General features: G+C 70.6%; 25 protein-coding genes and 1 pseudogene. 18 read left to right on the top strand and 8 right to left on the bottom strand.

Annotated features, from left to right (window positions below; translation table 11 throughout):
• Positions 1 to 8: 8 nt before the first annotated feature.
• The 3 genes from ACFZDK_RS28890 to ACFZDK_RS28880 all read left to right on the top strand — a co-directional run bounded on the left by ACFZDK_RS28890 (position 9) and on the right by ACFZDK_RS28880 (position 4,322).
• On the top strand, positions 9 to 761 hold the full coding sequence (locus ACFZDK_RS28890; protein ID WP_390976829.1) for an ATP-binding cassette domain-containing protein: 753 nt from the start codon (positions 9 to 11) through the stop codon (positions 759 to 761).
• Positions 758 to 2,761, top strand: coding sequence for an ABC transporter permease (locus ACFZDK_RS28885; protein WP_390976828.1), 2,004 nt, complete (start codon positions 758 to 760; stop codon positions 2,759 to 2,761). The genes ACFZDK_RS28890 and ACFZDK_RS28885 overlap by 4 nt, the downstream gene beginning before the upstream one ends.
• 112 nt (positions 2,762 to 2,873) lie before the next feature.
• The gene (locus ACFZDK_RS28880; RefSeq protein WP_390976827.1) at positions 2,874 to 4,322 is read left to right on the top strand and encodes an EamA family transporter; all 1,449 of its coding nucleotides are present in this window, start codon (positions 2,874 to 2,876) and stop codon (positions 4,320 to 4,322) included.
• 3 nt (positions 4,323 to 4,325) lie between these two features.
• Here ACFZDK_RS28880 and ACFZDK_RS28875 read toward each other — a convergent pair whose 3' ends face one another.
• From ACFZDK_RS28875 to ACFZDK_RS28865, 3 genes are all read right to left on the bottom strand, one after another.
• The gene (locus tag ACFZDK_RS28875) at positions 4,326 to 5,129 is read right to left on the bottom strand and encodes a LysR substrate-binding domain-containing protein (RefSeq protein WP_390976826.1); all 804 of its coding nucleotides are present in this window, start codon (positions 5,127 to 5,129) and stop codon (positions 4,326 to 4,328) included.
• Positions 5,089 to 5,256: a hypothetical protein gene (locus ACFZDK_RS28870; RefSeq protein WP_390976825.1), complete on the bottom strand. Its 168-nt coding sequence runs from the start codon at positions 5,254 to 5,256 to the stop codon at positions 5,089 to 5,091. The genes ACFZDK_RS28875 and ACFZDK_RS28870 overlap by 41 nt, the downstream gene beginning before the upstream one ends.
• A gap of 216 nt (positions 5,257 to 5,472) precedes the next feature.
• Positions 5,473 to 6,408: a helix-turn-helix domain-containing protein gene (locus ACFZDK_RS28865; RefSeq protein ID WP_390976824.1), complete on the bottom strand. Its 936-nt coding sequence runs from the start codon at positions 6,406 to 6,408 to the stop codon at positions 5,473 to 5,475.
• A 372-nt stretch (positions 6,409 to 6,780) separates the two neighbouring features.
• Between ACFZDK_RS28865 and ACFZDK_RS28860 the strand changes: the two genes are divergently transcribed.
• The gene (locus tag ACFZDK_RS28860) at positions 6,781 to 7,206 is read left to right on the top strand and encodes an Ohr family peroxiredoxin (protein ID WP_390976823.1); all 426 of its coding nucleotides are present in this window, start codon (positions 6,781 to 6,783) and stop codon (positions 7,204 to 7,206) included.
• A 601-nt stretch (positions 7,207 to 7,807) separates the two neighbouring features.
• Positions 7,808 to 9,034: an EamA family transporter gene (locus ACFZDK_RS28855; protein WP_390976822.1), complete on the top strand. Its 1,227-nt coding sequence runs from the start codon at positions 7,808 to 7,810 to the stop codon at positions 9,032 to 9,034.
• A 275-nt stretch (positions 9,035 to 9,309) separates the two neighbouring features.
• Here the strand turns inward: ACFZDK_RS28855 and ACFZDK_RS28850 are convergent, their stop codons facing one another.
• The gene (locus tag ACFZDK_RS28850; RefSeq protein WP_390976821.1) at positions 9,310 to 9,552 is read right to left on the bottom strand and encodes a hypothetical protein; all 243 of its coding nucleotides are present in this window, start codon (positions 9,550 to 9,552) and stop codon (positions 9,310 to 9,312) included.
• Positions 9,553 to 9,720: 168 nt separating this feature from the next.
• Between ACFZDK_RS28850 and ACFZDK_RS28845 the strand changes: the two genes are divergently transcribed.
• The 3 genes from ACFZDK_RS28845 (at position 9,721) to ACFZDK_RS28835 (ending at position 11,948) form a co-directional block, all read left to right on the top strand.
• The gene (locus ACFZDK_RS28845) at positions 9,721 to 10,995 is read left to right on the top strand and encodes a sensor domain-containing protein (RefSeq protein ID WP_390976820.1); all 1,275 of its coding nucleotides are present in this window, start codon (positions 9,721 to 9,723) and stop codon (positions 10,993 to 10,995) included.
• 1 nt (position 10,996) lies between these two features.
• Positions 10,997 to 11,656, top strand: a complete 660-nt coding sequence (locus ACFZDK_RS28840) for a response regulator (RefSeq protein WP_390976989.1) — start codon at positions 10,997 to 10,999, stop codon at positions 11,654 to 11,656.
• 73 nt (positions 11,657 to 11,729) lie between these two features.
• Positions 11,730 to 11,948, top strand: a complete 219-nt coding sequence (locus ACFZDK_RS28835) for a hypothetical protein (protein WP_390976819.1) — start codon at positions 11,730 to 11,732, stop codon at positions 11,946 to 11,948.
• Between the two features lie 293 nt (positions 11,949 to 12,241).
• Here the strand turns inward: ACFZDK_RS28835 and ACFZDK_RS28830 are convergent, their stop codons facing one another.
• Complete coding sequence (locus ACFZDK_RS28830) at positions 12,242 to 12,961, bottom strand: DUF4232 domain-containing protein (protein ID WP_390976818.1); 720 nt, start codon at positions 12,959 to 12,961, stop codon at positions 12,242 to 12,244.
• Positions 12,962 to 13,291: 330 nt separating this feature from the next.
• On the opposite strand from ACFZDK_RS28830, the gene ACFZDK_RS28825 reads away from it, so the two are divergent.
• The 4 genes from ACFZDK_RS28825 to ACFZDK_RS28810 all read left to right on the top strand — a co-directional run bounded on the left by ACFZDK_RS28825 (position 13,292) and on the right by ACFZDK_RS28810 (position 16,194).
• Complete coding sequence (locus ACFZDK_RS28825) at positions 13,292 to 14,659, top strand: DUF4166 domain-containing protein (RefSeq protein WP_390976817.1); 1,368 nt, start codon at positions 13,292 to 13,294, stop codon at positions 14,657 to 14,659.
• Positions 14,652 to 15,248, top strand: a complete 597-nt coding sequence (locus ACFZDK_RS28820) for a hypothetical protein (RefSeq protein ID WP_390976816.1) — start codon at positions 14,652 to 14,654, stop codon at positions 15,246 to 15,248. The genes ACFZDK_RS28825 and ACFZDK_RS28820 overlap by 8 nt, the downstream gene beginning before the upstream one ends.
• Positions 15,245 to 15,673, top strand: coding sequence for a hypothetical protein (locus ACFZDK_RS28815; protein ID WP_390976815.1), 429 nt, complete (start codon positions 15,245 to 15,247; stop codon positions 15,671 to 15,673). Before ACFZDK_RS28820 ends, ACFZDK_RS28815 begins: the two co-directional genes overlap by 4 nt.
• A 269-nt stretch (positions 15,674 to 15,942) precedes the next feature.
• A complete protein-coding gene (locus tag ACFZDK_RS28810) occupies positions 15,943 to 16,194 on the top strand; it encodes a hypothetical protein (RefSeq protein ID WP_390976996.1) in 252 nt (83 codons plus the stop codon).
• Between the two features lie 41 nt (positions 16,195 to 16,235).
• On the opposite strand, the gene ACFZDK_RS28805 is transcribed toward ACFZDK_RS28810, so the two are convergent.
• Both ACFZDK_RS28805 and ACFZDK_RS28800 read right to left on the bottom strand, forming a co-directional pair.
• Positions 16,236 to 16,451 (bottom strand): transposase, encoded by a 216-nt coding sequence (locus tag ACFZDK_RS28805; RefSeq protein WP_390976988.1) that lies wholly within the window; start codon positions 16,449 to 16,451, stop codon positions 16,236 to 16,238.
• A gap of 247 nt (positions 16,452 to 16,698) precedes the next feature.
• Positions 16,699 to 17,019, bottom strand: a pseudogene (locus ACFZDK_RS28800) (transposase family protein); the annotation flags it as partial.
• A gap of 433 nt (positions 17,020 to 17,452) precedes the next feature.
• Between ACFZDK_RS28800 and ACFZDK_RS28795 the strand changes: the two are divergent.
• From ACFZDK_RS28795 to ACFZDK_RS28770, 6 genes are all read left to right on the top strand, one after another.
• Entirely contained in the window at positions 17,453 to 17,845 is a 393-nt protein-coding gene (locus tag ACFZDK_RS28795) for a hypothetical protein (RefSeq protein ID WP_390976814.1), read from the top strand.
• Between the two features lie 922 nt (positions 17,846 to 18,767).
• Positions 18,768 to 19,940, top strand: a complete 1,173-nt coding sequence (locus ACFZDK_RS28790; RefSeq protein WP_390976987.1) for a SpoIIE family protein phosphatase — start codon at positions 18,768 to 18,770, stop codon at positions 19,938 to 19,940.
• Positions 19,941 to 20,554: 614 nt separating this feature from the next.
• A complete protein-coding gene (locus ACFZDK_RS28785; protein ID WP_390976813.1) occupies positions 20,555 to 21,910 on the top strand; it encodes a solute carrier family 23 protein in 1,356 nt (451 codons plus the stop codon).
• A complete protein-coding gene (locus ACFZDK_RS28780; protein ID WP_390976812.1) occupies positions 21,910 to 23,217 on the top strand; it encodes an amidohydrolase family protein in 1,308 nt (435 codons plus the stop codon). The genes ACFZDK_RS28785 and ACFZDK_RS28780 overlap by 1 nt, the downstream gene beginning before the upstream one ends.
• Before the next feature lie 363 nt (positions 23,218 to 23,580).
• On the top strand, positions 23,581 to 24,603 hold the full coding sequence (locus tag ACFZDK_RS28775; protein WP_390976811.1) for a 2OG-Fe(II) oxygenase family protein: 1,023 nt from the start codon (positions 23,581 to 23,583) through the stop codon (positions 24,601 to 24,603).
• A gap of 13 nt (positions 24,604 to 24,616) precedes the next feature.
• Entirely contained in the window at positions 24,617 to 25,981 is a 1,365-nt protein-coding gene (locus tag ACFZDK_RS28770) for a solute carrier family 23 protein (RefSeq protein WP_390976810.1), read from the top strand.
• 145 nt (positions 25,982 to 26,126) lie between these two features.
• Here ACFZDK_RS28770 and ACFZDK_RS28765 read toward each other — a convergent pair whose 3' ends face one another.
• Positions 26,127 to 26,720, bottom strand: coding sequence for a helix-turn-helix domain-containing protein (locus tag ACFZDK_RS28765; RefSeq protein ID WP_390976809.1), 594 nt, complete (start codon positions 26,718 to 26,720; stop codon positions 26,127 to 26,129).
• Positions 26,721 to 26,746: the final 26 nt, after the last annotated feature.

Here is a 26,746-nt window from a genome sequence, read left to right as displayed (position 1 = left end):
TGGAGCACATGACCAACAACATCTCCTCTTCGCCGCCCGTGTTGAGCGGCATCGGACTGTCCAAGTCCTTCGGGTCCACCCACGCGCTCGACGGTGTGGACATCGCCGTGCGAGCGGGCGAGTCGCTGGCCGTGATGGGCCCCTCCGGGTCCGGCAAGTCGACGTTGCTGCACTGCCTGGCGAACATCGAGCGCCCGGACAGCGGCCAGGTGCTGCTGAACGGCGAGCGCATCGACCAGTTGCGCGAGCCGCACCGCAGCGAGCTGCGCCGTACCCGCTTCGGGTTCGTCTTCCAGTTCGGGCAGCTGCTGCCCGAACTGCCGGCGGTGGAGAACGTGGCGCTCCCGCTGATGCTCGGCGGTACCTCGCGCCGTGAGGCGGAGCGGCGCGCACGCCGGTGGTTCGCGCCGCTGGGCCTGGAGGGCAAGGAGGACAGCCGTCCCGGCCAGCTGTCCGGCGGCCAGGCACAACGGGTGGCGCTCGCACGGGCGTTGGTCGCAGGTGCCCAGGTCGTCTTCGCCGACGAGCCGACCGGTGCGCTCGACCAGGCCACCGGGCAGGACGTGATCCGGATGCTGACGAAGGTCACCAGGACGCAGAACACGGCGTTGGTCGTGGTCACCCACGACCGGACGGTGGCCCGCTGGTGCGACCGTACGGTGCAGGTTCGGGACGGGCGGATCGTACCGGACGCGGAGGCTGACGCGGGCCCGGCCTGGACCGGCGCAACGGCCGACGTGACCGGCGGAGTTGCACGATGAGGACTGCGAGGACCCTGGACCGCACCACCTGGACACTGACCTGGCGGCTGCTGCGCGGCGGCGGCAGGCATGGCCGGCTCGGCGCCGGACTGTCCGTCGGCGCCGCGGCGATCTGCACCACGCTGCTGCTCCTGTGCGTCGGCGCCAACCTCGGCTTCGGCTCACGCGCCGCGCACGCCGACTGGCGTACCCCCGTCAAGGCCGAACTCTCGCGCGCGGTGGCCGTCGAGGCGGTGGGCACCACCTTCATCGGCGGTGAGCCCGTGACCGTCGTCGATGTCGCGGCGCTGCCGGGCCGGAGCGGCGAGGCACCCGCGCCTCCCGGTATGCCGCACTTCCCGAAGCCGGGCGAGGTGTGGACGTCGCCCGCGCTCGGCAGGCTGCCCGGCAGCAGGAACACCACCGGCACGCTCGGCCGCGCCGCGCTGGTCAGGCCCGGCGAGAAGGTGGCCGTCGTCGGGCACCGCGCCCATGACCCGGCGATGACGGTGAAGCGCGGCACCGACCCGCGCCGTCCGGGGGACATCGTCACGCCCACGCCCGTCGCGGGCTTCGCGGGCAAGCGCACGGCGGACGGCCTCGGTGCGCAGTACCAGGCTCTGGTGAAGATCGCCACGGTGCTGCTGATCGTGCCGCTGCTCGTGCTCGGCGCCTCCTCGGCCCGCCTGTCCGTCTCGCGTCGCGACACACGGCTGGCCACGCTGCGGCTGCTGGGCGCGGCGCCGGGCTGGATCGCGGGGATCGCGGTGGCCGAGGCGACGCTGACCGGCACGGCGGGCGCCGTCGCGGGTGCGCTGGGTTATGCGCTCCTCCTGCCCCTCGCGGCCAAGGTCCCTCTGGCAGGCGGTACTTGGTATGTCTCCGACCTCTGGGTCGGTACGGGAGTCCTGCTCGCCGTACTCGCCGGCGTAGTGCTGATGGTGGCGGCCAGCGCGCTGGCGGGACTGCGGCAGGTGGTCGTGGGCCCGCTCGGCGTCGTACGCCGCTCGCGCACACCCCGTCTGAAGGCCGTACGCGCCCTGCTGTTCGTGGCCGTGCTGGTCGGCTACGGGCAGCTCTCCAAGGGCAGGCCGATGGACATCGACGCGGTGGTGTACTGCTGTGCCGCCGTCTTCGCCGCGCTGTCCGTCATCGGCCCCTGGGTGGTCGGCGTGCTCGGCGCTCTCGTCACCGGGTCGGCGCGGCGACCGGCGACGCTCCTTGCGGGGCGCCGCCTGCTCGACGATCCCAAGTCCGTGTGGCGGGCGGTGTCGGCGCTGACGCTGGCGGCCTTCGTGGCCGGTTTCTTCGCGTTGTTCAGCCTCGGTGGCGACTCGCCATGGGGCAGCGCGGACCAGCTCGCGCTGTCCGTACCGAAGGAGCACGTCGCCGCCGTACGACAGGAGGCCACCGCCCGCCTGGAACGCGCCGGCATCCACGCCACCGTCGGCGCGAACGACGACTGGGTCGCCACCGGCACGGGCGGAGGCGGCGAGCGCCAGGTCACCGCGACCGTCACGGACCCGGGCCGACTGGACGCGGCGCGCGGTGTGCTCACCGGCCTCGTGCCCGGCCAGTACCCGGTCACGGGCCCGGACGTCGACTGGCAGTCGCGGCAGTTCGACCGCGACTTCCACCTCGTGACGCTGACCGTGCTCGGAGCGAGCTTCGCCATCGCCATCGCCTCTACGGCCATCACGGCCGCCTCCTCCGTCCTGGACCGCCGCCGCACGTACGGCCTGCTGCATCTCGCGGGCACCCCGCTGCGGGTCCTGGACGCGGCCAGGCGCACGGAGTCGGTCCTGCCCGCCGCCGTGCTCGCGGGCGGTGCGGTGCTCACGGGGCTGTTCTGCGCGGCGCCGCTGACGCTCGCCGGGGGTGCCCCGCAGTTCGACGGCCGCGGCACCGCGCTCCTCGCCGGCTGCCTGGCGCTGGGCTTCGCGGGCCTGGCCGGTGCGAGCGCGGCGAGCCGCCCGCTGCTGCGCACGGTCGCGAGGGAAGCGGGCCCACGCCCGGACTAGCCGGGCCTGTATCGCCGACCTCGACCTCGACCTCGCCCTCGACCTCGCTGAAGCCAATCCACCTGTCGTGGACAGGTGTTGAACCCCTATCACCAGAAGGTTCCTCCGCGCCATGCGCACCAAGCTTGACGCCATCTCCATCACCGCCGTGCTGGTGACGGTCGGCGCGTTCTCCGCGACCGCGCCGCTCACCGCGTTCGCCACCGGCTCCGCGCTCGCGCTGGCGCTGGGCCGCAACGCGCTGGGGCTCCTGACCCTCGGGCCCGTGGTGGCGCTGATCCGCCGGCGCGAGTTCAGGAAGGTCTTCCGCGGCGAGCGCTTCCTCGTACGCAAGGAGCAACGCCGAGGCGCTCTCCTGGGCGCTCTCGCCGGAACGGCGCTGGCCGCACACTTCGCCACCTTCATGTCCAGTACCCGGATGACCGGTGTCGCCATGGCGACCGCCCTGGTCGCCACCCAGCCCGTCTGGCAGGCTCTCATCTCGACGCTGCAGGGCCACCGGCTGCCGCGCGCGACCTGGGCCGGCCTCGGGGTCTCCGTGGCCGGCGCGGCGATCGCCAGCGGCATGGACGGGCGGGCGGGCACCGAAGCGGTCGTCGGTGACGCGCTCGCCCTCGCGGGCGCGATCGCACTCGCCGGCTACACGGCGCTCAGCGAACAGGCCCGCCCCGATGTCAGCACGATGGTGTACTCGGTGCTGTGCTCCTCGGTGTGCACGGTGGAGCTGCTGATCCTCTGCCTCGTCACCGGAACGCCTCTGTTCGCCTTCAACGCCGGCACCTGGCTCGCCCTGCTGGGTCTGCTGCTCTTTCCTCAGCTGCTCGGCCTGTTCTCCCTCAACTTCGTCCTCGGCCGGGCGCCGGCCACGGCGGTGAGCATATTGCTGCTGCTGGAGGCACCCGTGGCCGCGCTCATCGCCTGGCTGTGGCTCGGCCAGCTGCCCGCCGCGACAGCATGGCCCGGACTGCTCATGATCATGCTGGGAGTGACCGCGGTGGTGGTCGCGGACGCGCGACGCGCGAATCCGGCGACACACACGGACACTGTCACGGACATGGACACCACAGGCGAGATACGTGGTCTCGTCGCCTTCCCGCAGCATCCGCTCCTCGCCCTGAACCACATACCCGGCGGCGACATCCACGCCTTTCTGTGGCGCGAAGCGCACAGGGGACGCTTCAGGGCGGTCGAGGACACCATAAGAAGGCTGGAGAGCGAGGCCGTCCGCGTCCACGGCGCCAAGTCCGCCGAGGCCACGCACTGGATCGAGGTACGCGCCGTCGTCGCCCGTATCGCCGCGGACCACGCCCTCTCCGCCCGGCTGTGGCTGACCGCCGCCCGGTTCCACTCCTCTTCGGCGCGCCGGGATCTCCCCAGTACGCGCACCTGCCTCGACCACGCCTACCAGGAGTGGTGCGGCGTGGCGGACGAAGACGTCATCGACGAACTGGCCCCAGCTCTACAGGCGTTGTGCCGGGAGGATCCGTACTACAGCACGGAGATGCTTGCCACCCTGGACAGACGCCTGCTGCACAAGACCGCTCACTTTTCTCAGGAGTGAGCGTCATGGCGCCGCACGAAGGTGTGCGGCCTCGTGGCGCAGTGCCCCCACGGTGGCCGTCACCTCGGGGGAGCGGTCGCGGACCGTGACGGCGACGACGGCCCGGCCGAGCCAGGCGGGGTCGTCGGCCTGGACGGTGCGGACTGCGGTGGGGACCGCGGCCGCGGCCACTTCGGGGAGTACGGCGATGCCGAGGCCGGTGGCGACAAGGCCGAGTCGAGTGGGCCATTCGCGGGCGGCGTAGGCGATCCGCGGGTGGTCGAGGGTCGGCCAGGCGCCGAACTGGGGGTCGTCACGCAGGCCCTTGCCGACGATCCAGGGTTCGTCCCTCAGTTCGGTCACCGGGATGGTTCCGCGGCCGGCGAACCGGTGGTCGGCGGGGACGGCGAGGAGAAGGCCGCCGTCGAGGAGCAGGTCGCGGCGCAGGCCCTCGACATCGTAGGCGGGCAGGTCCGGTCCCATGCCGATCACCGCGATGTCGATGCGGTGGGCGCGGAGTTGGCGAAGCTGCGTGGGCGAGGACGCCTCGCCGAACTCGACGATCAGCCCCGGGTGGTCGTTGCCGAGGCGGGCCAGTGTCCTGGGGACGAGCTGACCGAGACGGCCTATCGAGAGCGCGCCGCGGAGCCGGCGGCGGAGTACGCCGGCACGACGCGCTGACCGCGATCCACGAAACCGTGACCGAACTCGGCCGGCAGACGGAGCGTTTTCAGCACGGCCACTGATCGCGGTGCCGGAGATCCGCAGCGGACTACCTACGACACGATCACCTGCCCACGGAGAACGCGAACGGATGAGCGACGACACCGGCGGCGGACCGGGAGCCGGAGTCCATGGCCGAGGCCGGCGCGGTGGTGGCGAGGGCGGCAGACGCGCCTACGCTGCTGGAGAGGACGCCGAGGGTCAGCGGTGCCGTGGCGGTTGCACCGGCCATGAGGATGCGGCGGTTGATTGTGCGGCGCGGTCATCACTTCCGCGACAGGCGCCTAGTGCTGTGACCGGAAAGGTTTGCCGGGAAGCTTGCGGCGTCCGGTGCGGTGCATCGCAAGGCGGAGCATCGCCCGCGTACTGGACGTACTCGGGTGATGCGACAACGCGGCGAGGTGCCGTGCCGGGCGTCGCGAGCCGGTGAACCTTTCCGGTCGCAGCACTAGCTCCGGCTGTCCGCCCCGTCCCGTGAGGATCCCGGCGCCTCGGTGCGCCCCGCCTGCCGCGAGGTCGGAACAGCGGTCGGAACGCCGGCCTGGGCGAGGAGACACAGCGCCGCCGCTGACGTGGTACCGGCGTCGGCGGTCGCCACGACGATGCGCTGGCCCTCCTCCTGTGGGACGTTCAGGGTCTGGAGGTTGAGCTGCATGCGGCCTACCAGCGGATGGTGCATGCGGTACGTCGCGAGGTCCCACTTCCTGACCCGGTGCTCGGACCACATCGTGGTGAACTCCTCGCTCTTCATGGCCAGTTCACCGATCAGCGCGGCCAGCCGGGGATCGTCCGGATGCTGTCCGGCGGCGAGCCGCAGCTTCCCCACCACGTCCCTGGCCTTCTTCGGCCAGTCCACGTCGTACAGGTCCCGGGTGTGCGCGTCCAGGAAGACCAGGCGGGCCGTGTTCGGGCGCTGGTCGGGCTGATCGGGGATGTGCGGGTCCAGGTGCCCGGCGAACAGTGCGTGTCCCGTGCGGTTCCAGGCCAGTACGTCGCTGCGGCGCCCGAGCACGACCGCGGGTGCGTCGCCGAACGCGCCGAGCAGCTGCCGGGTCGTGTCACCCGCCCGCTCCGGCGCGGGTCTGCGCCGGGTGCCGGTGCGGCGCGAGGCGCGGGCCAGGTCGTGCAGATGGGCCCGCTCCACCTCGTCAAGACCCAGGGCACGGGCCAGCGCGTCCAGTACCTCCGGAGACGCGTTGAGCGAGAGCCCCTGTTCCAGCCGCGTGTAGTAGGACAGGCCCACCCCGGCGAGCTGTGCCAGCTCGTCGCGGCGCAGACCCGGCACGCGACGGCGCTCTCCGAAATCCGGGAGTCCCACGTCCGCCGGCTGCAACTGCGACCGGCGGGTCTTGAGGAACTCCCCCAACCGCGGCTTCTTGTCCATGCGTCGAGTATCGAGCACCGGGATGCCACGCAGCCTGCCCCTGGCAAGGGCAGGCTACGAGCGGACGGCGCCAGCACACTCGGAGCCACGAGCAGGGCGCAGGGCGGGCCCCGGACCGGAACACGGGCGGGGACCGCGACGGCGTCACCGGCCCGGAACCCGGTACGGCGGCTTCGCCGTCCACGCGGCGCCGGCTCCGACTCGGCCCGACTCAGCTGGACACGGCATCCCCGCCCACCACGTCCCGGACGCGCTGTCCGGCGTACCAGCCGGACAGCGACTTGGAAGGAAGCGCTACCCGGGCGGGCCCGCCGAGTCGGCGCCTCTCTCCCCGTGCCGATTTCGAAGAAACACCCATGAAAGGGAAACAACATGACCGCGCTCTACACCACCGAGGCCCTGTCGACCGGTGACGGCCGCAACGGCGAAGTCCGGTCCCTCGACGGCGTCCTGGACGAAGCCCTGGCGGTCCCGAAGGAGATGGGCGGTCCCGGCGGTGACAGGACCAACCCGGAGCAGCTCTTCGCCGCCGGATACGCCGCCTGCTTCCACAACGGGCTCCGCCTGATCGCGAGCGGGCAGGGGGTCGAACTGCGCGCCTCGACCGTGCAGTCGAAGGTGAGCCTGCTGACGCGGGAGGCCGGCGGTTTCACCCTGGCCGTGTCGCTGACCGCGCACCTGCCGGGCCTGGAGCAGTCCACCGCCGATCAGTTGATGAAGGCCACCCATGAAGTGTGCCCGTACTCCAACGCCACCCGGGGGAACATCGAGGTGACCCTCACGGCCACGGTCCAGTAAGGGACGTCCCGAAGACACTCAGCCGTGCCCACCGGTCCCGTTGGACACCACGATCGGAGGCCGTTCGACCGGTGGGACTCTCCCCGTCGGGCCACCGCCATGGTCCCGGCGGGCATGATCCCTGTCCTGCGGGGCGCCTTCGCCCGCTGGTGCTTGCGCGACTCCAGTACAGGCCGTGGAGTGGGACCTGCGTCGCGTGACCTCGTGGAACGTGGTGCAACTGCGCCGCTCGCGTTCCGTGGCACAGAAGGTCCCCCACAGATCGAGCCGCTCGGCAACCCCGGCACTTCACTCTCCCTGCCGCGCTCCTGGCACCTACAGCCTGCCCGAACGACGAGGACACGTCGGCGCCGAACGATCTCACCTCAGCGGGCGAAGCCCTGAGCCGCCCGCCGCCCCCACCTCCCAGCACAGAAACCGCGTATCCAGTGACCAATATCGGATATACCGCCGACGTCGTCGATCGCGGCCGCGGCGGGACGGACGCCGCGGAGTACCGCCGTGCGAACGCCCCTGTTCCGCGGCCGCGTTCCCCGCGCGACGGCATCGGAACCCAGGCATCCGCCGTCGCCCGGTCGACCGTGAACGGCGGTACGAACGCGTGAAGTTCAAGCTCGATCCGCTGTCCACTGCGGCGATGGCGGTCACCGTGGTCTCTGTCTCGGCCACCGCGCCGCTCACCGCCGCCGCCTCCGCCTCGCCGCTCGCCATGGCCTTCTGGCGCAACTGCCTGGGCTTCGCCGTACTCGGGCCGCTCCTGCTGTTGCTGCGCCGCCGCGAGGTGGTGCGCGTCGCCCGGGGCGAGCGCGGCATCCTGCGCCGGGAGCAGTGGCGGCCCCTGGTCTTCGGCTTCCTCGCGGCCACTGCGCTCGCCGTGCACTTCGCGGCCTTCATGACGAGCACCCGACTGACCTCGGTCGCCATGTCCACGGCACTCGTTGCCACCCAGCCCGTCTGGCAGGCCCTCATCGCCGCGGGCCAGGGTGTCCGGGCGCCCCGCCGGACCTGGGCGGGTCTCGTGCTCGCCGTGGTGGGAGCGGCCGCGGCGGGCGGTCTCGACATCAGATCCGGCGGTACGGCGCTGCTGGGGGACCTGCTCGCCCTCGTCGGGGCCGTCGCCCAGGCCGGGTACACCGCGTTGAGCGAACGGTCGCGCGCGGATGTGAGCACACCGCTGTACTCGACGTTCACTTCGCTGGTCTGCGGTCTGGAACTCCTCGCCGTCTGCCTGCTGGCCCACATCCCGCTGACGGGCTTCGACAGATCCACGCAACTGTCGCTGCTCGGGCTGCTCGTCCTTCCCCAGATCCTGGGACTCGGCTCGCTGAACTTCGCCCTCGGCAGGACATCGGCGACGACGATGAGCGTCCTGCTCCTGCTGGAGACCCCCGTGGCGGCGCTGGCCGCGTGGTGGTTCATGGGGCAGGGCATCAAGCCCGCGACCATACCCGGGCTCCTGTTGATCATCGTCGGCGTCACGGTCGTGGTGACCAGCGGCAGCGCGGCACAAGCCACGGCAGAACAGGGCAGGCACCCCAGTACGGGCACTGCGGAAATACCGCCGTACCCGTCCTACGCCCCGTACACGCCCCAACCCCTGCCCATACGGCGGCGCCTGACGTTCCCGGACCCCGCCGGACGAGATCCCAGAGTGGACTGGGCGAGGCACACCGGGGACGACAGCCCTACGGTCACCCTCGCCCTCCCCACCTATCACGGTGCGGGGGCGTTCGACACCCTGTTCTTGCGCGTGCCACGCATGGAGGAAGGGGAGCCGAACCCCGACAGTCCCGCTGAGGCATTGGCGGACCGCGGTCCGCGGCGGTAGACCGCCCATCCGATCGCGGCCCGAGCACAGTCGTGTTCCGGACCCCGCCCCGGCCATCGTTCTTTTGGCCGAGGTTCGGGAGTCGCTACCGGCCGTTGTGCCGAGGCAGTGGAGCAGGGCGCGAGAGGAAGCTCTGACGAGAACAGCCGGTAGTGACCGGGCGGCGGGGCATGGGGGATGTCGACATGGCAGTCACGGCGGACGGCGGACTGCGCCTGGTCGGCCCGCTGCCCCCGCCCGCGGGCCGTCGGTCGGCGCGCCGGCGAAGGCGGACCTCATCGACGGCCCCGCAGGTTGCGCACGACGAGGATTCCGCCGCAGAGCACGGTGACCGCGCCGCAGGCCAGGTGCACCCAGGTGTTCGCGTCGCCGTAGGAGGCCGCCATGTTGGCGACCGCGCTGATCACCACCAGGATCCAGAGCAGCGAGCGGGCGATCTCCCCGCGGGTGAGGGCGGGCGACGGTGTGCCGGGGGCGGCGTCGGCACCGGTCAGGCGGTAGGGGTCGTTGTTCGGCATGGGTTCCTCCCGAGGTCGGCTGTCGTCACCGACGCTATGGATCGCGGCCCCCCTCGGCCGATCCCGTAGCCCGCCCGGTTCGAGGTACAGCAGGCTGTACTCCTCGGCCCCCGGGCGGACGGCGAACGGGCCTCCGGCATAAGGTCCTTCGCGACGAAGGGAGGACGTATGGCCATCCACCAGGACGCCGCGGCCGGTGACCGGAGTACGGGGCTCAAGGACAACGTCGTACGGGCCCTGAGCGCCGCCGGCATCGCGATCGCGCAGCTCGCATCCGGACTCAATACCGCGTTCCTGGCCGTTCTCGTGCTGCTCTGGCTGGCCGTCACCGCCATGACGAGCCTGGTCGGCGTGGGGCTGCTCATGGTGCCCGCCGTGCTGCGCGCCCTGCACTCCCTGGCCGGACAGGAGCGCGAACGGCTCGGCCGCTGGGGCCCCGAGGTCGTCGCCCCCGAGCCTCCGCCGACGCAGCTGCGGGCCGCACTCGTCGACCCCACCACTCGGCGGAACCTGCGCTGGCTGGTCCGGCACGCCACCCTGGGGTTCCTGCTGGGGCTGCTCGGCGTCGTCCTGCCGATCTCCGCCGTGCGCGACAGCGCCTTTCCGCTGTACTGGAAGCTCCTGCCCGCGGACACGACCGCCTCGTCCGTGGGGATAGGCCACGCGCACTCCTGGCCGGACGCCCTCGCCGTCGCCCTGCTCGGCGTGGGCTGGATCGCGATCATCCTGGGGCTCGCCCCTGGCATGGCGCGCCTGCAGGCCGGGCCCGGACGCCGGCTCCTCGCCGCCGGCCCCGACACCGATCTCTCCTTGCGGGTCGCGGAGCTCACCGCCACCCGTGCCGCCGCCCTCGACGCCCACGCCACCGAACTGCGCCGCATCGAGCGCTCGTTGCACGACGGCACCCAGAACCGGATCGTCAGCGTCACCGTCCTGCTCGGTGCCGCCCGCCGCATGGTGGCCCGCGACCCGGCCGGCGCCGACGAACTCCTCGAACGCGCCCAGTCCGCCGCCGAGCAGGCCCTGTCCGAGCTGCGTACGGTCTCCCGGAGCATCCTGCCCCCGGTGCTGGACGACCGCGGGCTCGCCGGAGCGCTGTCCGGGCTGGCCGCGGAGTGCGCGGTGCCCTGCCGCGTCGACGTGGACGTACCCGAGCGGTGCGCCGCCTCCGTCGAGGCGACCGCCTACTTCGTCGTCGCCGAGGCCCTGACCAACATCGCCAAGCACAGCGCCGCCGGGCAGGCCGCGGTGACCGTCCGCGCCCGCGGGGGCCGTCTCCACCTGTGCGTCGAGGACGACGGCCGGGGCGGGGCCGACGAGGACGGCGGATCCGGCCTGACCGGCATCCGCCGCCGGATCGCCGCGCACGACGGCGCCCTCTCCCTGTCCAGCCCGCCCGGCGGCCCGACAACCCTGAAGGTGGATCTTCCCTGTGGATCGTGAACTGCGCCTCGTGATAGCCGAGGACGACCCGTTGCTGCGCGAGGGGCTCGCCCTGCTGCTGCGCGCCGAGGGGCTCGACGTGGTGGCGACCGCGGGCACCCCCGAGGAGGCACTGGACGCCATCGACGCACACAGACCGGACGTCGCCATCCTCGACGTCCGGATGCCGCCGACCCACACCGACGAGGGGATCGTCGCGGCGGTCGAGGCCCGGCGCCGCCGCCCCGACCTCGCCGTCCTGGTGCTGTCCGCGTACGTCGAGCAGAGCTTCGCGACCGAACTGCTCGGCGGCGGCGTCGGCGGCCTCGGCTATCTGCTCAAGGAACGGGTCGGCCGAGTCGAGGAGTTCCTCGACGCGCTGCACCGGGTGGCGTCCGGAGGCACCGCCATCGACCCCGAGGTCGTCGCCCAGCTCTTCACCCGCTCCCGCCAGGACACCCGCCTCGAACGGCTCAGCCCGCGCGAACGGGACGTCCTCGCCCTGATGGCCGAGGGACTGGGCAACGGCGCCATCGCCGAACGGCTCGTCGTCACCGACGGCGCCGTCCACAAACACATCCGCAGCATCTTCGCCAAGCTCGACCTGTCCCCCGCCGACCAGGTGGACCGGCGGGTCGCCGCCGTCCTGCGCTACCTGGAAGACCTGCGCCGACTGGCTTGAGGACGGCGCCGCGGAGCGCTCAACGGCGTCGAGCAGCGCGGCATCAAGAGACGGGTCCCCGGCGCGGGCGGCGATGACGCGGGAGGACCATCAACGGGCGTTCACCACGTTCGCGACATCGTTGATGACGGATTTCGGCCGCTATCTCGCCTACGAGGATGCCGATCCCCACTCTGACGGCGTGGTCTACCGGCAGGCAGCGGTGTGGCTGACCAAGGAAGAACACGGTGTGATGGTCGAGGAGATCGAGCGCGCTGTCCTCGCGCGGGTCGGCCACGACCGGGATGACTGACTGAACTGTTCCAGAGCCGCTCGCCGAACTGCGGGCCGCTGCCCACCGTATGCGTGGGGATGAACGGGTGCGGTGGGGCTGGGTGACAACAACTGACCCGGTCGGCGATACGTGATCGCCGTCCGGCCGTGTGTGCAATGTCCTACGAGCTCGCCCGGCCCCTCAGTTCCTCGGCGCGGGGTTTGATCAGGCGGTTCGCCACTCCGGGCCTACGCGTCTGCGTGTAGATCATGATGGTTCTTCAGGAATTCCGAAGGACCATCGTGATCCGCACAGACCCGTGGCTGCTCGGTCTACTTGCCGTAGCCGACGTGGTAGCCGACGGGGTCGACGATGACGTCCGGCACGCTGCCACTGGTGGCGGAGACGGTGATGGTCAGGTCGTTGAGGTTCGCGATCTGGGAGATCGTCTCGTTGGGCGGGGTGACGTCGAGGCGGGTGTAGGTCTTGCCGGAGCCGCTGGTGTCGGGGCTGAAGTGGAGCAGGAAGCGGGTCTCCTCGCCGGGGCCGACGGTGACGGTGGAGGGCGTGGCGTCGGAGCGGGCGGCGTCGGGGCCCGTGTCGCCCAGTCCGTCGGGGCCCACGAGCTGGACGCCGGGGAAGCCGTGCATGCTGCACGTGCGGGAACCGACGTTCTTCATGTTGACGACTATCTCGTCCTTCACTCCGGAGGCGGTGACGCTGTAGGCGAGATGGTCGGTCGTGCACTTGGAGCCCGACGACGAGGACTGGGCCTGGGTGGTGGTTCCGCTGCCCTTGCTGGAGCCGCTGGAGCCGCTGGAGCCGCTGGAGCCGGACGAGGAGGAACCCGAGGTCGAGCCCTGGCCGCTGGTGGAGGTGGCGGCGGTGGTGGAGCTGCTCGCGCCGGTGGAGCTGCTCGCGGCGATGGAAGCGCTGGTGGACGGGCTGGTGCCGGCGGAAGCGCTCGATCCGTCGCTGCTGCTGCATGCGGTCAGCGAGAGGCCGGCGGCAGCGACGACGAGGGCGAGGGCGGACATCTTCTTGACGCGCATCGGTACTCCTGGGAAGCGGTGTCGTATCGGCCGCTCGCTCCGGCTGAGCGGCCACGGTTGATTCATAGGAGGCCGGTGCCGGGCCATGCGTTGCCGTAGGAGTTGCACCAAGACACCGCTGTGACATGGGAGTTGACGCGCCGTTACGGCAGGGCGGAGAAACGCGGGCAGACGGGGCGTACTGCAACGGCCGGCCGGGCCCTGACGGCACACGCGGTGAAGTGCGCGACATCCCACGGGTTCATCCTGGCTTCATCTCCAGTTACCGCAGGCCGGTCCGGTAGACGGGGGTGGCGGGTCCGTGCGGATCACGATGGTCCTTCGGATGAGGTGCTGGATGCGCTCGCCCGAGCCCTGCGCCCGGCGGGTGTGGAGCGACTGCATCCGCACGACCTCGCCAGTGCCACCCAAGCAAACTGGTGCATGCACGCCTTCGGTGACGCCCCTGCGGTCGTGCTGGCCGCCGCAGCGAGGTACTGGCCTGGAGCCGCGTCGGGCACGCTCTGTTCGCCGGACACGTCGAGCCCGACAGCGCTGCACATCCGGGGCGGCGCCCGCACACCACCGCACGTGGTGTTCCAGGACGCCCCCCGCGGCCTCTTCGTGCGCCGGCACAAGAAAGCCCGCGACGTGGCGGGCAGACTGCGCCTGGCCGCCAGCCGGCACCCGGAGGACCCGGACCTGGCCGCCCTCATCGGCGAACTGACCATGAAGAGCCCGGAATTCGCCGCGATGTCGTCCGAGCACAAGGTCAGGAAGCGGGACTTCGCGACCTACCGGATGCACCACCCGCTGCTCGGCCCGATGTACCCGACCCCGCCGATCCCGCAGGAACCGGACCAGCGCATCGTGGTCGCAACTGCCGAAGCCGACTCGCCCTTCCAGGCCGCACTACTCCCGGAAGAATTCGCCGTAGCCACAGTGGTTTTGGTGCATGTGCGTGAGGACCTTCTCGGCGCCGTCGCGTTGGGCGAGGCCGGCGCCCATGCCAGAGAACGGGGGCATCAGGTGCGAGGCGTCGCCGAGGAGGGTGATTACCCTTGGCCGAGGCCACCGGGAGGCGTGGTGAAGGAGCGGTCCGATTGGGTTCTCCGGTTCCACCTCGGTGACCACGGCGTCCGCGGTCGCGGTGTTTTCGACGTCCACCGCGGGGAGCGGTGGACAGGCCGGGTGGCCGGCAGGCTGATGCGACTACCGGCGACGGCGGCGTGCGTACCGGTTCAGGTAGAAGTACTGCGCGACTGCGAGCCCCGTGAAATCGAGTACCGACGTACCAGTGACCCGAGACCGGGATCTGCCGCGGGATCGTGCCGCGACCCCGGATGGGGTCCGGGACAAGGCCGGGAGGAGAGGTGGATCCGGCAGATCGGGCGGCGGCGGGTGACAAGCCTGGTAAGCCGCCACTCGCGCGACGCGGACCGCGTCAAAGAGCGTTTCGGGCCGTTTGAACTGCGCATGCGGTTGCTTGCTGACGACACTGAGCTTCGATGGGCCCCCGATGGTGCGGCGCTGTGCCTGGGCCGACATCGGCTGCGCCTTCCCGCCCGGCTCGCACCACAGGCGTCCGCGTCGGCCCGCAGCGAGCAGGACGACGGCACGGGAGCGCCGCGGTTTCGTCTGCGGGTGTGCATACGGGCGCCGTTGACGGGCCTGCTGCTTTCCTACACCGGCTATATCGAGGAGTACGTCGATGGCTGACGCTCTGTGGCTGCTGGCTGTACTGGGCCTGCTGGGCGGCTTTGACACCGTCTACTTTCACGAGATCCGCGGCCGGCTGCCGGCGCACCTGCCCGGCCTGCAACCGGAACTGACACTGCACGCGGGACGCAGCTTCATCTACGTCGCGGTGTTCGGCACCCTGCCGTGGATCGCGTGGCGGGGCGCATGGGCGGTCGTCCTCGCCGCGCTGCTCCTGTGCGAGATCGCGATCACCCTGGCCGACTTCGTCGTCGAGGACCAGGTGCGCAAACCGATGGGCGGACTGCTGCCCGGCGAGCGTGTCACCCACACGATCATGGCGATCGTCTACGGGGCGATGCTGGCCCATCTCATCCCGGTGATCCTGCAGTGGCGGCACCTGCCGAGCAGGCTGGCCATCGACTTGGCGCCGGTGCCGTCGTGGCTGCGACTGGGCCTGTCGGCACTCGCTGTGGGCACCTTCGTCTCGGCGACACGCGACGCGTACGCCGTCATCGGATTTCCGCGCCCGCTGGCGCGCTGGCCGTGGCACGCACCCGGGGTAGGCCCACGCACGCCCGGGCCGCCGCAGAGCGGGGCCGCCGAGTGAAGTCCGCACGGCTGCACCGGACGACCTTCGTCGCGGCGGGGATATACAACATCGCATGGGGCTGCTACGCCGTGTACGACCCGCAGTGGTTCTTCCACCTCACCGGCATGGCCGCATCGAACACCCCCCAGATCTTCGCGACGCTCGGCATGGTCCTCGGACTGTACGGAATCCTGTATCTGGAGGTGGCCCGCGTTCCGGCCCGCGGCTGGCTCATCGCGGCGGTCGGGATGACCGGCAAGGTCCTCGGCCCCATCGGTCTGCTCTGGCTGATCGTCACGGGAAAGTGGCCGGTGGACTCGGTCGTCCTCGTCTCGACGAACGACCTGATCTGGTGGATACCATTCGGTCTCTACCTCAAAGACGCCTGGCCGTGGTTCCGCCGCGATCTCCGGACACCTGAGCGGGATTCCTCAGCAGCGTGACCCGGGTGGGCAGGATCGAACGCACGGGAAGGGGATCGTTGCGGTAACGGGCTTGGCCGCTGCGGACGTATCGCGGGCCACGGCCCGGGCCCGTCGACGATGGCGGTCCAGCTGGCCGACGCCGCTCGCGCGTGCTCCTACGCGCTGCTGCAGCACGTCGCCAGGAGCCGGCCCGGCACTGCGGGAGGGCAGCTACCGGCCTCTTCCGGCACGCCGGGTGTTCATGGCCGCAGCTGGGAGGCGTGCTCGGCGAAGGTGGTGTCGCGGACATGGTGCAGGGCCTCGAACTTCCAGTGGTCGCGGGCGAGTTCGGCGAGCTGGGCCGTGGTGCCCGCACGGCGGTCAGGCTGGTGACGGCGTGGACCGCCTTGACGGTGGTCCTGCCGGTCTTGCGGTCGGTGCGGCGGCGCTTGATCTGGATGGCCTTGCGGGCTCCGGGGAAGAGGAAGCTGTTCACGCCGGCGGCCTTGGTCCGGCGGATCTCCGAGCGGCCGTGGCCGATGCCCCAGGTGCGTCCCTGAAGCGGGATGTCCTTCCAGGGAAGGAACTTGAGCTGGCGGCGCTACTTCTTCTGGTTGCCCTTGACGATCACGATGTAGTGGGCGCAGCGGACCAGAAGGTGGTCGGCGTGCTCGCGCTGGGTGTGCATCGCGTCGCTGATGACGACAGTTCCTGCCAGGTCGGCGACGGTGTCCAGCAGCGGCCGGAAGCAGATGATCTCGTTGGTCTTCTCGCCCATGTCCAGCCGGGCCAGGACCAGGCCGGTGGCGTGCTCCAGTGCGGCGACCAGATGGATCTTGCGGCCCTCGCCCTGGCCGCGCCGCGCAGGCTTTTGCCGTCCACTGCGAGGCCGTGCAGCCCGGTCGCTTCCGGTCGGCGGTCGGCGTCCGACCGCTCGGTCCAGCGCGTCGCCGTCGATATGGGCCAGCGGCCGCCGGACCGTCGTTTCCGCAGGCAGGAGCCGCTTCGGGAACAGTGGGCCGAGGCGTGCCGAGGCGTTCCAGGATGTGCGGCGGGGCGTCGGCGATCCACTCGCTGATTGCCGGCACAGAGGCCGCCCCCGTCGGAACCGCGCACGCGGTCAGTGCGAGCACGGTGACCAGAGCGTGCCGTACGCCGCGTGGGTCTCGCGGGTCGGGCACCTCGACCAGCTGCTCCAGCAGGCGCGGGACCTCTTCGGATACCACCTCGGGATGCTTGCGGAGCTGGTCAAGGGCGCACGGGAGCAGCGACGGTGCGTCGGCAGGCACGGTCTTCCACTCGGATTTCGGGACGTGGAGAACTCCATGATCTTGGAAGCCGTGCCTGTCACGTTCCGGGCACCGCCGGAACCGGCAGACCGCCATGAACCGGGCACCACGTGACTACGCCGAAGCCCTGGGCTGATGGCCGGGGTGTCGACGCTTGCCAGGGCGCGGGGCAGAGTTCCGGCGCGGGTGCGGGTGTTGTCTTCGCCCATCGCTGATGCCGAGGTCATCGCCGGGTGCGTCCGGCAGCCAGTGGGGTACTGGAACCCCGCACCACATCCGTGACGTCACCTACCTCGCGGGGCGTGCCCAGTGCACTCGCGTGCCGGAACTCAGATCCTCGGGACAGGTTCCGGAATGCGGTCGGGCACCCCGGCCGACGGGAGCCACCAAGCTGCAGCGTTCAGCCACGTGCGGCAGGCGGCTCGTCGCCGACAGCTACCCGCCCGGAGGGCTCATGTTCTCGCTTATTCGCACGCGCCGGTTCGCCTTCGCTGCTGCCACCGCTGTCGGGGTCGCCGTGCTCGGAGGCGTGGCCCTGGCGGTGACGCCCGTCTACGGCCACGGCGATCCGGATCCTCAAGCAGACAGTGATGTCGCCGTCTGCTCGGACGTCCCGGTCCACGCGTGGGTCACCATGGACGTCGGGACCGGGACCCGACCTGACAACAGGAAAGTCGACTACGAGGTCGAGTCCACCGGCCATGATCATGATCCATTCGGGCTTACCGCGGCCCGAGGTTGCGAGATAGCCGGCGGAGCCTTCGGGTCCCGGGTGGACTTCAAGGCGCCCGGCCTGAACGACGGTCAGCCGTTCTCGGTGACCGCGCCGGCCGATCGCAAGCACGTCCTGGTCGTCCGTTTTGCAAAGAACGCCGACGACACGGTCACCGGGACGCAGAAAGTGGTCCTTGCGCATGGATGAGCACGACCATTGAGGCAGGGCCGATGCGTTCTCGAGCTTCCACGATAATGATCTTGAGGTCTATGAGGAGATGGAGCATGCTCTGGGCCGTGGATCCGCGTGGGTGGGTGGGTCCAGTACGCATGGATTCCGAAGTCGGCGGCCGCCTATTCGATCGGTGAGGTAGCCGACGAGGGCGGCGCCATTGTGCTCGGCCGGGATCAGGTTCGGGGGGTTGGTTGAAGGGGATTGAGCATGTCCTGCGGTTCCCGGGCGGTGGCGAGACGGGGGCGGGAGGATGGGCGGGTGCTGTCCCGGGCCCATGGTCTGACTCATGATCTTTCTGACCCAAGTTTCTGAGTCATACGGTGTCGGCCGGTGGCCGGGGATGGTGCGTTGCCGGTGCCGGGCCGGCGGGGTGTGTCCCGATAGGGGCCTGTCGATAGTTGTGGCGTCCTCACGATCCTGACCGTCTGACGCGGCCCGGTACCGGCAACGCGACGAGCGCCGGATCAAGGAGGGCAAGCCCCGACGTGAAATCGTCCGTTGCCTCAAGCGCTACGCGGCCCGGGAGGTCTTCCACCTGGTCGAACAGCTACAGCCAGACCCCCGCTCATAGGGGCTGTGTGACAGGACAGGCGATGCCGAGCCCCGGCTGGCGCGCGTCAGCCGGGGCTCTGCCGCGTGATGAGCCGCGGTGGGCCCAGCGCATCAACGAGCGACTCCGCATCCAGGGCGGGGCGCAGCCGAAGACCTCAGCCTGACTCGAGCACGCCGGAACGAGGCCGTCGCCTGATCGCGGTGGTGCAGTCGAAGCATGGCCCGTGATGGGCCGCGGTTGACGCTCGGCGTGGCAGCTTTCACCCTGATAGGGGGCGGTGAAAGGACCGCGGTCGTGAGTGGTGGGCGCAGTGGGTATCCCGAGCTGCTGACGGCTGCGGAGATGGCGGCGCCGGTGGAGGCCGTCGACGTGTTCGCGGAGGAGCTGCGGCGGCGCTTCGGCGCCACGAAGGTGTCGTTCCTCATCGTCGATCTGACGGGGAAGGCAGTGGCGCGGCTCTCCACAGCCGGGGCGGTGGAGGACGGGCGGGAAGCGGAGCGGATCCCTCTCTTCGGCAGCGTCTACGAGGTCGTGATCCGGACCCAGCGGCCGTATCAAAGGGCGACAGACCAGGGGCAGCAGGTGATCGTGCCGGTCACCAACCGCGGAGACGCCATCGGACTGCTGGAACTGCTCCTGCAGGCCACCCCCGACCCGGACGTCCTGGAAGCGGTCGGGGAAGCCGCCCACGTGCTGGCGTACGTCGTGATCGCCAACGGGCGCTTCACCGATCTGTACACCTGGGGCAAACGCTCCCGGCCACCCACCCTGGCAGCGGAGATCCAGTACCAGCTGCTGCCGCCGTCGCTCTCGTGCGAGGCCGCCCAGTTCACTCTGTGCGGGAGTCTGGAGCCCTCCGCAGCCCTCAGCGGCGACACCTTCGACTACGCCCTGGACCGCGGCACCCTGCACATATCGGTGACCGATCCCATGGGCCACGACATCGACGCCGCCCTGGCCGCCACGGTCCTGGTGGGCGCCCTGCGCGGCGCCCGCCGCGCAGGAGCCGGTCTCGCGGAGCAGGCCCACCTGGCCGACCACAACCGCGGCCACGCCACTGGGCAGCTGCTGCGCATCAACCTCCACACTGGGCGGGCCAAGCTCGTCAACGCCGGCCACCCCTGGCCCCTGCGCATGCGCGACGGGATCGCGGAGACGATCACCTGCGAGGTGGACCACCCCTTCGGGCTGTCCGTGCGCGTACCCCACCCCTACCGCGTCCAGGACATCGATCTGCGCCCCGGTGACCGTCTGCTCATGCTGACCGACGGCATGCTCGAACATCACGGAGCCAAGGTCGACCTTGCCGACCTGCTGGAGAGGACCCGGGATCTGCACCCGCGGGAGACCGCGCTGATGTTGACCTCCGCAGTCCTCGACGCGGCGGGCGGCCGCCTGAAGGACGACGCCACCGTGATGTGCCTGGACTGGCACGGCCCCCAGCACACCCAGCGACACGTCAGCTCCGGCGCGGACACCCGGCAAGCCTCAGCCGCCCGTACGAAGCATCCGTGACCGCGGGCGCTCTCGGGGAGGCCGCATGGTGGCCGCGGACCCGAATGACGTGAGGGCCGGTCAACGCTCTGTCGAAGTCTGAGGCGGTCTCAGCCTGGCCGAAGCATTGGTGATCAGGGCATGAGACTACCTGGCCCAACCTCACCTGCTGATCTCCTACGACGGCCGGCGCGGCATCGTCGACGACCTCCTGGAAGCACGCGGACTCGACCGCCGGGTGATCGCCTCCACCACCCACTTCGCCGGAGCCGCACTCCAGGTCGCGACCCTGCCCGCCCTGGCCACCCTCCCCCGCCCACGCGGCCACCGTCTACGCCGACACCGTGGGCCTGACGGCCGTCGCGCCGCCCCTGCCGATGCCCGAGTACACCGTCAGCTCGATCTGGCATGCCACTGTGACCGACGACCCCGCTCACGTCTGGCTCCGCAACCTGGTCGCTGCGCGGCCGTAGACACGGGCCCGAAGGGCACCCCCGGTCGTAGCCTGGCCGACATTCCTGCGAAACATACCCTCCCTAGGGTCGCCCGCACGTCGGTCATGGCTGCAACGGCCGACGGGTGACCGGCAGTCCGGCGCTAACCAGCCACCTTTCACCGCGTTCTGAGGAGGAAGGATGGCTGTGCAGCCTCCTGCCGACACGCGCGCCCCAGAAGCCGCCACACACCCCGTCGACGTACGACCGCCCCTGCACCGCATGGTGCCGCTGAGCCTGCAGCATGTGCTCGTCGCTTACTCGGGCCTGGCCACCATGCCGCTGCTCGTGGGCGTCGCGCTGCATCTGCCGGACGACCGGATCCGGCTGCTGATCAGCGCGAACCTTCTGGTCAGCGGTCTGGCGACGCTGCTGCAGACACTCGGTTTCAAGTGGTTCGGGGCGCGGTTGCCGATCGTGATGGGGTCGACGTTCACCGCGATCACTCCGGCCGTGCTCATCGGCCAGGACTACGGCCTGGCCGCAGTGTTCGGGGCGACCATCGTCGCCGGGCTCGTGACGGTGGCGGTCGCACCATGGTTCGGGCGGATCCTGCATCTGTTTCCGCCGCTCGTCACCGGCTCGGTCATCGCGGTCATCGGGTTCTCCCTGGTGCCGTCGGCGGCCGGGCTCATCACCGGAAGCGGGAACGAGGACGGCAGCGGCGCGCGAGGGCTCGCCGTCGCCGCCGTCACCGTCGTCCTCGTCGTCCTCGTCGAACGGCTGGCGCCCCCCGCCATGGCCCGCTTCTCCGTGCTGGTCGCGATGGCCGCTGGAGCGCTTCTGGCCGTACCCCTGGGCCTGTTCGACGGTTCGGCCATCGGTGAGGCGCAGGCCCTGTCGGTGCCGGATCCGACCGCGTTCGGGGCGCCCACGTTCGTCGTGCCGGCGATCGTCGCCCTGCTCGTCGTGCAGGTGGTCAACATGGTCGAGTCGGTGGGCGACACCCTGGCCGTGGGACAGATCGTGGAGCGCGGCGACGACCCGGGGACCGTGGTGAGGGCACTGCGCGCCGATGGGGCGGCCACCGTGCTCTCCGGCGGTTTCTCGTCCTTCCCGATCGTGACGTTCGGGCAGTCCGTCGGTCTGTTGAGCGTGACGCGGATGATGAGCCGTCATGTCGTTGCGCTGTCCGGCGCGTTGATGGTGCTGCTCGCCTTCGTTCCCGTGCTCGGGGCGGCGGTTGCGGCGGTACCGGGACCTGTGCTCGGCGGGGTGTCACTCGTGACGTTCGGCACCGTCGGCGCGGTCGGGCTGCGGATCCTGAGCCGCGCCGACCTCTCCGACGGGCGCAATCTGCTGACGGCGGCACTCGCGTTCGGCCTCGGCATGATCCCGGTCGGCGCGCCCGACTTCTACGGGCCGCTGCCGTCGTACCTGCGCACCGTCCTGGACAGCGGCATCGCGGTGACCGGGATCGTCGCCTTCACGCTGAATCTGCTGTTCCACCACACGAGCCACACCCGTCGCGTCCTTCGTGGCAAGGAGCAAGCCTGATGTACATCGACACGATCACCGACGTCTGTGTGTGGAGCGGCGGGCGGTGGCTGGACACCCGGGACGTGCACGTGGCGGACGGGCGGGTGACGGCAGTCGTCGGGGCCCGCGAACTGCCCCGTGGACAGCGGGTATTGGCGGCGGCGGGCGGGCATCTGATCCCGGGTCTCGTCAACACGCATACCCACCTCCACCAGGCGCGCATGCGCGGCATCGGCGAAGGCGAGCCGCTGTTGTCCTGGCTGCGAACCGTCGGCGAGGAGACCGTCGCGCTCACTCCCGAGCGCGCCTACGCAGCGGCCGCCGCCGCGGCGACGGAAGCCCTGCGCAGCGGCACCACCACCCTGGTGGACCACATGTGGCCGAACCCGTCCGCCGAGATCCACGACGCGGTGCTGCGCGCCCTTCATGACTCGGGGATCCGCGCGGTGCTGTGCCGCGGCGTGGCCGACCGGGCGGACCCGTCCCGCAAGTGGGGCTTCGACCCACGTCTCATGCAGCAGCTGGACAGCGCCCTCGCTCACACCGACGAGTTGGTGGACGCCACGGCGGGCAGCCGCGTCTCGGTGGGGCTCGCCGTGCCCAATCCGCGCAGTCTCACTCCTGCGGGAATGCGGCAGGTACGGATGTACGCCGAAGAGCGGGACCTGCCGGTGTCGATCCACCTCCTGGAGACGGCGACGGACGACTTGATGTGCCGGGAGCACACCGGTCAAGGAGCCGTGGAATATCTGGAGGCGGCCGGATTCCTGTGGGAGCGGCTGCTCGCCGTGCACTGTGTGGAGCTGGACGCGGCGGGCCGTGCGGCGCTCGCCCGGCACGGAGTCGGCGTCTCCTACAACCCGCTCAGCAATATGCGGCTGGGCAGCGGCATCGCCCCCGTGATCTCCATGCGGGAGGCGGGACTTCGGGTAGGGCTCGGGGTGGACGGGGCCGCCAGCAACGACACCCAGGACATTCTGGAGGCCATGCGGATCGGGGCATATCTGCAGCGTGCCGCGCACCGGCAGGCCGATCTGCTCGGTTTCGCGGAGATGCTGGCCATCGCTGCCGGCGGCGCCAACGAGGTGCTCGGGCTCGATTCCCGGGCGGACGGTGTGGTGCCCGGTGCCAGGGCCGACCTCGTGCTGCACCGCTTCGAGCGGGACTACGCGTGCCTTCCGGTGCGTGATCCGGGCGCCACGCTGCTGACCTGCGCGAGCAGCCGGACCGTGGACACGGTCCTGGTGGCGGGAGAGGCGGTGGTGTGGGACGGGCGCAGCGCGCGCCTTTCCGAGGCGTTCCTGGTGGACCTGTTGTCGCGATAGCGGCCACCCTCTGGTGAGGGCCCTTCGCACAGGGTTGGCGGCGCCGAGCGCACAGCATCGGGGGATGGTCCCGATTTCGGCCCGTACCGCCGCCACACCCACGTCGTCGTTCGTCGTGGACGTGCTGTCGCAGTAACAGAACTGGTTCCGGGACGAAACATGGTGCCGCCAGGCTGGCCTCATCGCGCATGGCCCCTGACGACGGGGCGTATGCCAGCCCACGGCGCCGGGCCCACGGACGGGTCCGAGGCCGACCGTGCCCGCGGACCTCTGTGTGTCCGCGGTGGGGGTGCAGGGGCGGTGACTGCACCTCGTAGGACTTCGGAGAACACCACTCCGACGTACTCAGGAGTGCTTGCCGCGATGACTGACATCACGACGCGTGCTGTGCCGCACACGACGCCTCGATCGACGTACGGCCTCGCCGAACTCGACAAGGAAACCCGCATGGGCGGGGCCGGAACCGAGACCACGGCGCGCGAGATCCGCCGCATCGACCTCTCCGCCTTCGAGGCCCGCAAGGCCGAGATCACCGAGGAGCTGTGGGCGGCGGCCACGGACATCGGGTTCTTCCAGCTGGTCAACCACGGCATCGAACAGGACCTGGTGGACGAGGCGTTCACGAACGCCAAGGGATTTTTCGCGCTGCCCGAGGCCCACAAGGCCCGGCATGCGCTGAAGAAGGGCCTCAACTCCGGGTGGGAGTCCATGACTCAGGTCAGGCCGTCCGTCGGGACACCGGACCAGAAGGAGTCGTACCAGGTCACCCGCCCTCACATGGAGGGGCTCTGGCCCGACGACGTCCTGCCCGAATTCCGGCTGCGTGCCCTCGACTTCGAGACACGCTGCCGCGAGGTGGCGATGCGGGTCCTGTCCTGCTTCGCCGACAAGCTGGGCTTCGACGGCGACTTCTTCACCCGCGCCCACGACCCTCAGAGCATGCGCTACCAGTCCACCCTGCGGATGCTGCACTACTTCGCGATCCCCGAGGACGCCGAGCCCCACCCGAACGTGTGGCGGGCCGGTGCGCACACCGACTTCGACTGCCTGACGCTGCTCTTCCAGCGGGACGGGCAGGGCGGGCTGCAGGTGTGCCCGGGAAAGGAGGCCGAGGCCCAGGAGTGGACTCCCGTGGTGCCCTCGGCCGACGCCATCACCTGCAACATCGGCGACATGCTGATGCGGTGGAGCGACGACCGGCTTCCGTCCAACTTCCACCGGGTCAAGTCCCCGGGCCCCGGCGAGGACCGGGGCGCACGCTACAGCATCGCCTTCTTCGCCCAGGCCGACCGTGACGTGGTGATCGAGGGGCCGGACGGCCGGTATCCGCCGATCACGGCGGAGCAGTACATCCAGCAGCGCATCGCTGCCAACTTCGCACGATAGAGGTGCGGTTGTGATGATGTCCGCGAAGAAGCGGGCGCCGTTCGGGCGGCTCGCGGTGCTGGGTCTCCAGCACGTTCTGGTGATGTACACGGGCTGTGTCACGGTGCCGTTCGTCTTCGGCGCGGCGGCCCGGCTCGATGCCTCGACCATCGCTCTGCTCATCAACGCGGACCTGCTGGTCGCGGGCGTCGTCACGATGGTCCAGGGCGCGGGCGTCGGGCGGGTGCTCGGCGTCCGCATGCCCGTGATGGCCGGCGCGGCCTTCACCGCCGTGGCGCCGATGATCCTGATCGCCGGTGAGTACGGGCTCCAGGCCGTATACGGTTCGATGATCGCCGCCGGGATCTTCGGCCTGCTCGCCGCCTGGCCGTTCGCCAAGGCAGCGCGCTTCTTCCCGCCGCTGGTGAGCGGTGTGGTGATCACCGTGGTCGGCCTGGCGCTGATCGGTGTCGGCGTCAATCTTGTCGTCGGCAGCGACCCCAAGGCGGCGGACTACGCGGCGCCGTCGCGCCTCGCCCTCGCCGCCTTCGTCGTCATCGTGATCCTGCTGGTGGCGAGGTTCGGCCGGGGCTTTCTGGCCCAGACCGGCGTCCTGCTCGGGCTGCTGGCCGGTACCGCGGTCGCGGTACCGCTGGGTCTGGTGGACCTGTCCGCCGCCCGTGGCGCCGACTGGATCGGGGTGAGCGCTCCGTTCCACTTCGGCGCGCCCGAGTTCCCGCCGGTCGCGGTCATCTCCATGTGTGTCGTGATGCTGGTCCTGTTCGCCGAGTCGACCGCGGACCTGATCGCGGTCGCCGAACTCACCGGCAAGGAGCTGACGACCGGGGACATGGCGCGCGGGCTGGCCGCCGACGGACTGTCCGGGGTGCTCGGCGGAGTGATGAACGCCTTCATCGACACCGTCTTCGCCCAGAACGTGGGCCTGGTGTCGATGACCCGGGTACGCAGCCGGCATGTGGCCACCGTCGCGGGCGCCGTCCTGGTTGCCCTGGGCCTGGTTCCCAAGCTGGGGGCGGTGGTGGCCGGGCTGCCCGGACCGATCGTGGGCGCGGCGGGACTGGTCATGTTCGCCACGGTCGCTGCCGTCGGCATCAGCACACTGCGGAAGGTCGAGTTCGAGGGAACGCAGAACCTGCTGATCGTCGCCGTGTCGATCGGCGTGGGCATGGCGCCCGACGTGGCACCGGACCTCTACTCCCGTTTCCCGGACGGTGTGCGCATCGTGCTGGGCTCACCGGTGACGAGCGCGACCCTGATCGCGTTCGGGCTGAACCTGGCCTTCAACCGGACCCGCCCGGCACGCACGGCGGACGACGAGGCAGAGGCAGAGAAGCCGACTCGGCCGACGTCCACCACTGCGGCGGAATACGTCCCATAGCGCGGGTGTAAGGCTGTCGCCCGGCCCAGGCGTTCGAGAGGCGGGCCGGACGGAGTCTTCAGCTCGACTTCCCTCTCGCCGTCCACCACCTGGTCGAACTCGTCACCGGGGTGCCCTCTACCCCTGTCGCTCTTTGTTCGGCGTTCTAGCGAGGGGCGTTCTGTACGGTGAGGACGTGGACCCCGGAAGGGTCCTGATTGTCCGTCAGAACTCGCCAGCGGTGCAGGGTTCCGCCAGGGTAGAGCAGGCTGTCACCGGCGTGGAGGCGGTGCAGTTCGCGGCCGCCGCGGCCCACTAGGTCGACCTCGATCGCGCCGTGCACCACGTAGAGGAACTCATCGCCCGGGTGGTCGTAGTACTCCTCGAAGCCGGTGGGTCCTCCCGTGTATTCGACCGGATGGACGGCGAACTGGGGTGCCCCGAGCATCCGGGCCGAGCCGCCGCTGTTGGCGACGGGGGTGCCGGTCCCTCCCCGTACGACATGGATGTCGGCGGAGGAGGTTGCCGAGTACGCCAGCAGGGCCTGTTGGGTGGTGCCGAGGGCCTGGGCGATCCGGTGCAGCGAGGGCATGCTCGGGCGGGTCAGCCCGCGCTCCAGCTGACTGAGGAAGGGGTGCGAAAGGCCTGCGCTGCCCGCGAGTTGGACAAGGGTGAGGCCGCGCTTCTTGCGTAGCCGACGGATCGCGTTACCGAGCTGCTGGTCCGGATCGGCGGGGGTTTCGGTGGGGCGGTCTGCCATGGCGGAAATCCTAAGCGATCACTTCG

The organism is Streptomyces sp. NPDC007901, assembly GCF_042959465.1.
In the GTDB taxonomy this organism is placed as follows: Bacteria; Actinomycetota; Actinomycetes; order Streptomycetales; family Streptomycetaceae; genus Streptomyces.
Note: the sequence above shows the minus strand (reverse complement) of the source record. Positions and strands in the feature narration are given on the sequence as shown.

What these genes read in the sequence shown, in the direction of transcription:
- ACFZDK_RS28865 (WP_390976824.1), bottom strand. Translation starts at nt 6,408, where the DNA reads ATGGACAAGAAGCCGCGGTTGGGGGAGTTCCTCAAGACCCGCCGGTCG.
- ACFZDK_RS28820 (WP_390976816.1), top strand. Translation starts at nt 14,652, where the DNA reads ATGGCTGACGCTCTGTGGCTGCTGGCTGTACTGGGCCTGCTGGGCGGC.
- ACFZDK_RS28870 (WP_390976825.1), bottom strand. Translation starts at nt 5,256, where the DNA reads ATGGCCGGTGCAACCGCCACGGCACCGCTGACCCTCGGCGTCCTCTCC.
- ACFZDK_RS28810 (WP_390976996.1), top strand. Translation starts at nt 15,943, where the DNA reads ATGGTGCAGGGCCTCGAACTTCCAGTGGTCGCGGGCGAGTTCGGCGAG.
- ACFZDK_RS28890 (WP_390976829.1), top strand. Translation starts at nt 9, where the DNA reads ATGACCAACAACATCTCCTCTTCGCCGCCCGTGTTGAGCGGCATCGGA.
- ACFZDK_RS28775 (WP_390976811.1), top strand. Translation starts at nt 23,581, where the DNA reads ATGACTGACATCACGACGCGTGCTGTGCCGCACACGACGCCTCGATCG.
- ACFZDK_RS28835 (WP_390976819.1), top strand. Translation starts at nt 11,730, where the DNA reads ATGACGCGGGAGGACCATCAACGGGCGTTCACCACGTTCGCGACATCG.
- ACFZDK_RS28830 (WP_390976818.1), bottom strand. Translation starts at nt 12,961, where the DNA reads ATGCGCGTCAAGAAGATGTCCGCCCTCGCCCTCGTCGTCGCTGCCGCC.
- ACFZDK_RS28780 (WP_390976812.1), top strand. Translation starts at nt 21,910, where the DNA reads ATGTACATCGACACGATCACCGACGTCTGTGTGTGGAGCGGCGGGCGG.
- ACFZDK_RS28880 (WP_390976827.1), top strand. Translation starts at nt 2,874, where the DNA reads ATGCGCACCAAGCTTGACGCCATCTCCATCACCGCCGTGCTGGTGACG.
- ACFZDK_RS28850 (WP_390976821.1), bottom strand. Translation starts at nt 9,552, where the DNA reads ATGCCGAACAACGACCCCTACCGCCTGACCGGTGCCGACGCCGCCCCC.
- ACFZDK_RS28765 (WP_390976809.1), bottom strand. Translation starts at nt 26,720, where the DNA reads ATGGCAGACCGCCCCACCGAAACCCCCGCCGATCCGGACCAGCAGCTC.
- ACFZDK_RS28845 (WP_390976820.1), top strand. Translation starts at nt 9,721, where the DNA reads ATGGCCATCCACCAGGACGCCGCGGCCGGTGACCGGAGTACGGGGCTC.
- ACFZDK_RS28885 (WP_390976828.1), top strand. Translation starts at nt 758, where the DNA reads ATGAGGACTGCGAGGACCCTGGACCGCACCACCTGGACACTGACCTGG.
- ACFZDK_RS28860 (WP_390976823.1), top strand. Translation starts at nt 6,781, where the DNA reads ATGACCGCGCTCTACACCACCGAGGCCCTGTCGACCGGTGACGGCCGC.
- ACFZDK_RS28770 (WP_390976810.1), top strand. Translation starts at nt 24,617, where the DNA reads ATGATGTCCGCGAAGAAGCGGGCGCCGTTCGGGCGGCTCGCGGTGCTG.
- ACFZDK_RS28790 (WP_390976987.1), top strand. Translation starts at nt 18,768, where the DNA reads ATGGCGGCGCCGGTGGAGGCCGTCGACGTGTTCGCGGAGGAGCTGCGG.
- ACFZDK_RS28785 (WP_390976813.1), top strand. Translation starts at nt 20,555, where the DNA reads ATGGCTGTGCAGCCTCCTGCCGACACGCGCGCCCCAGAAGCCGCCACA.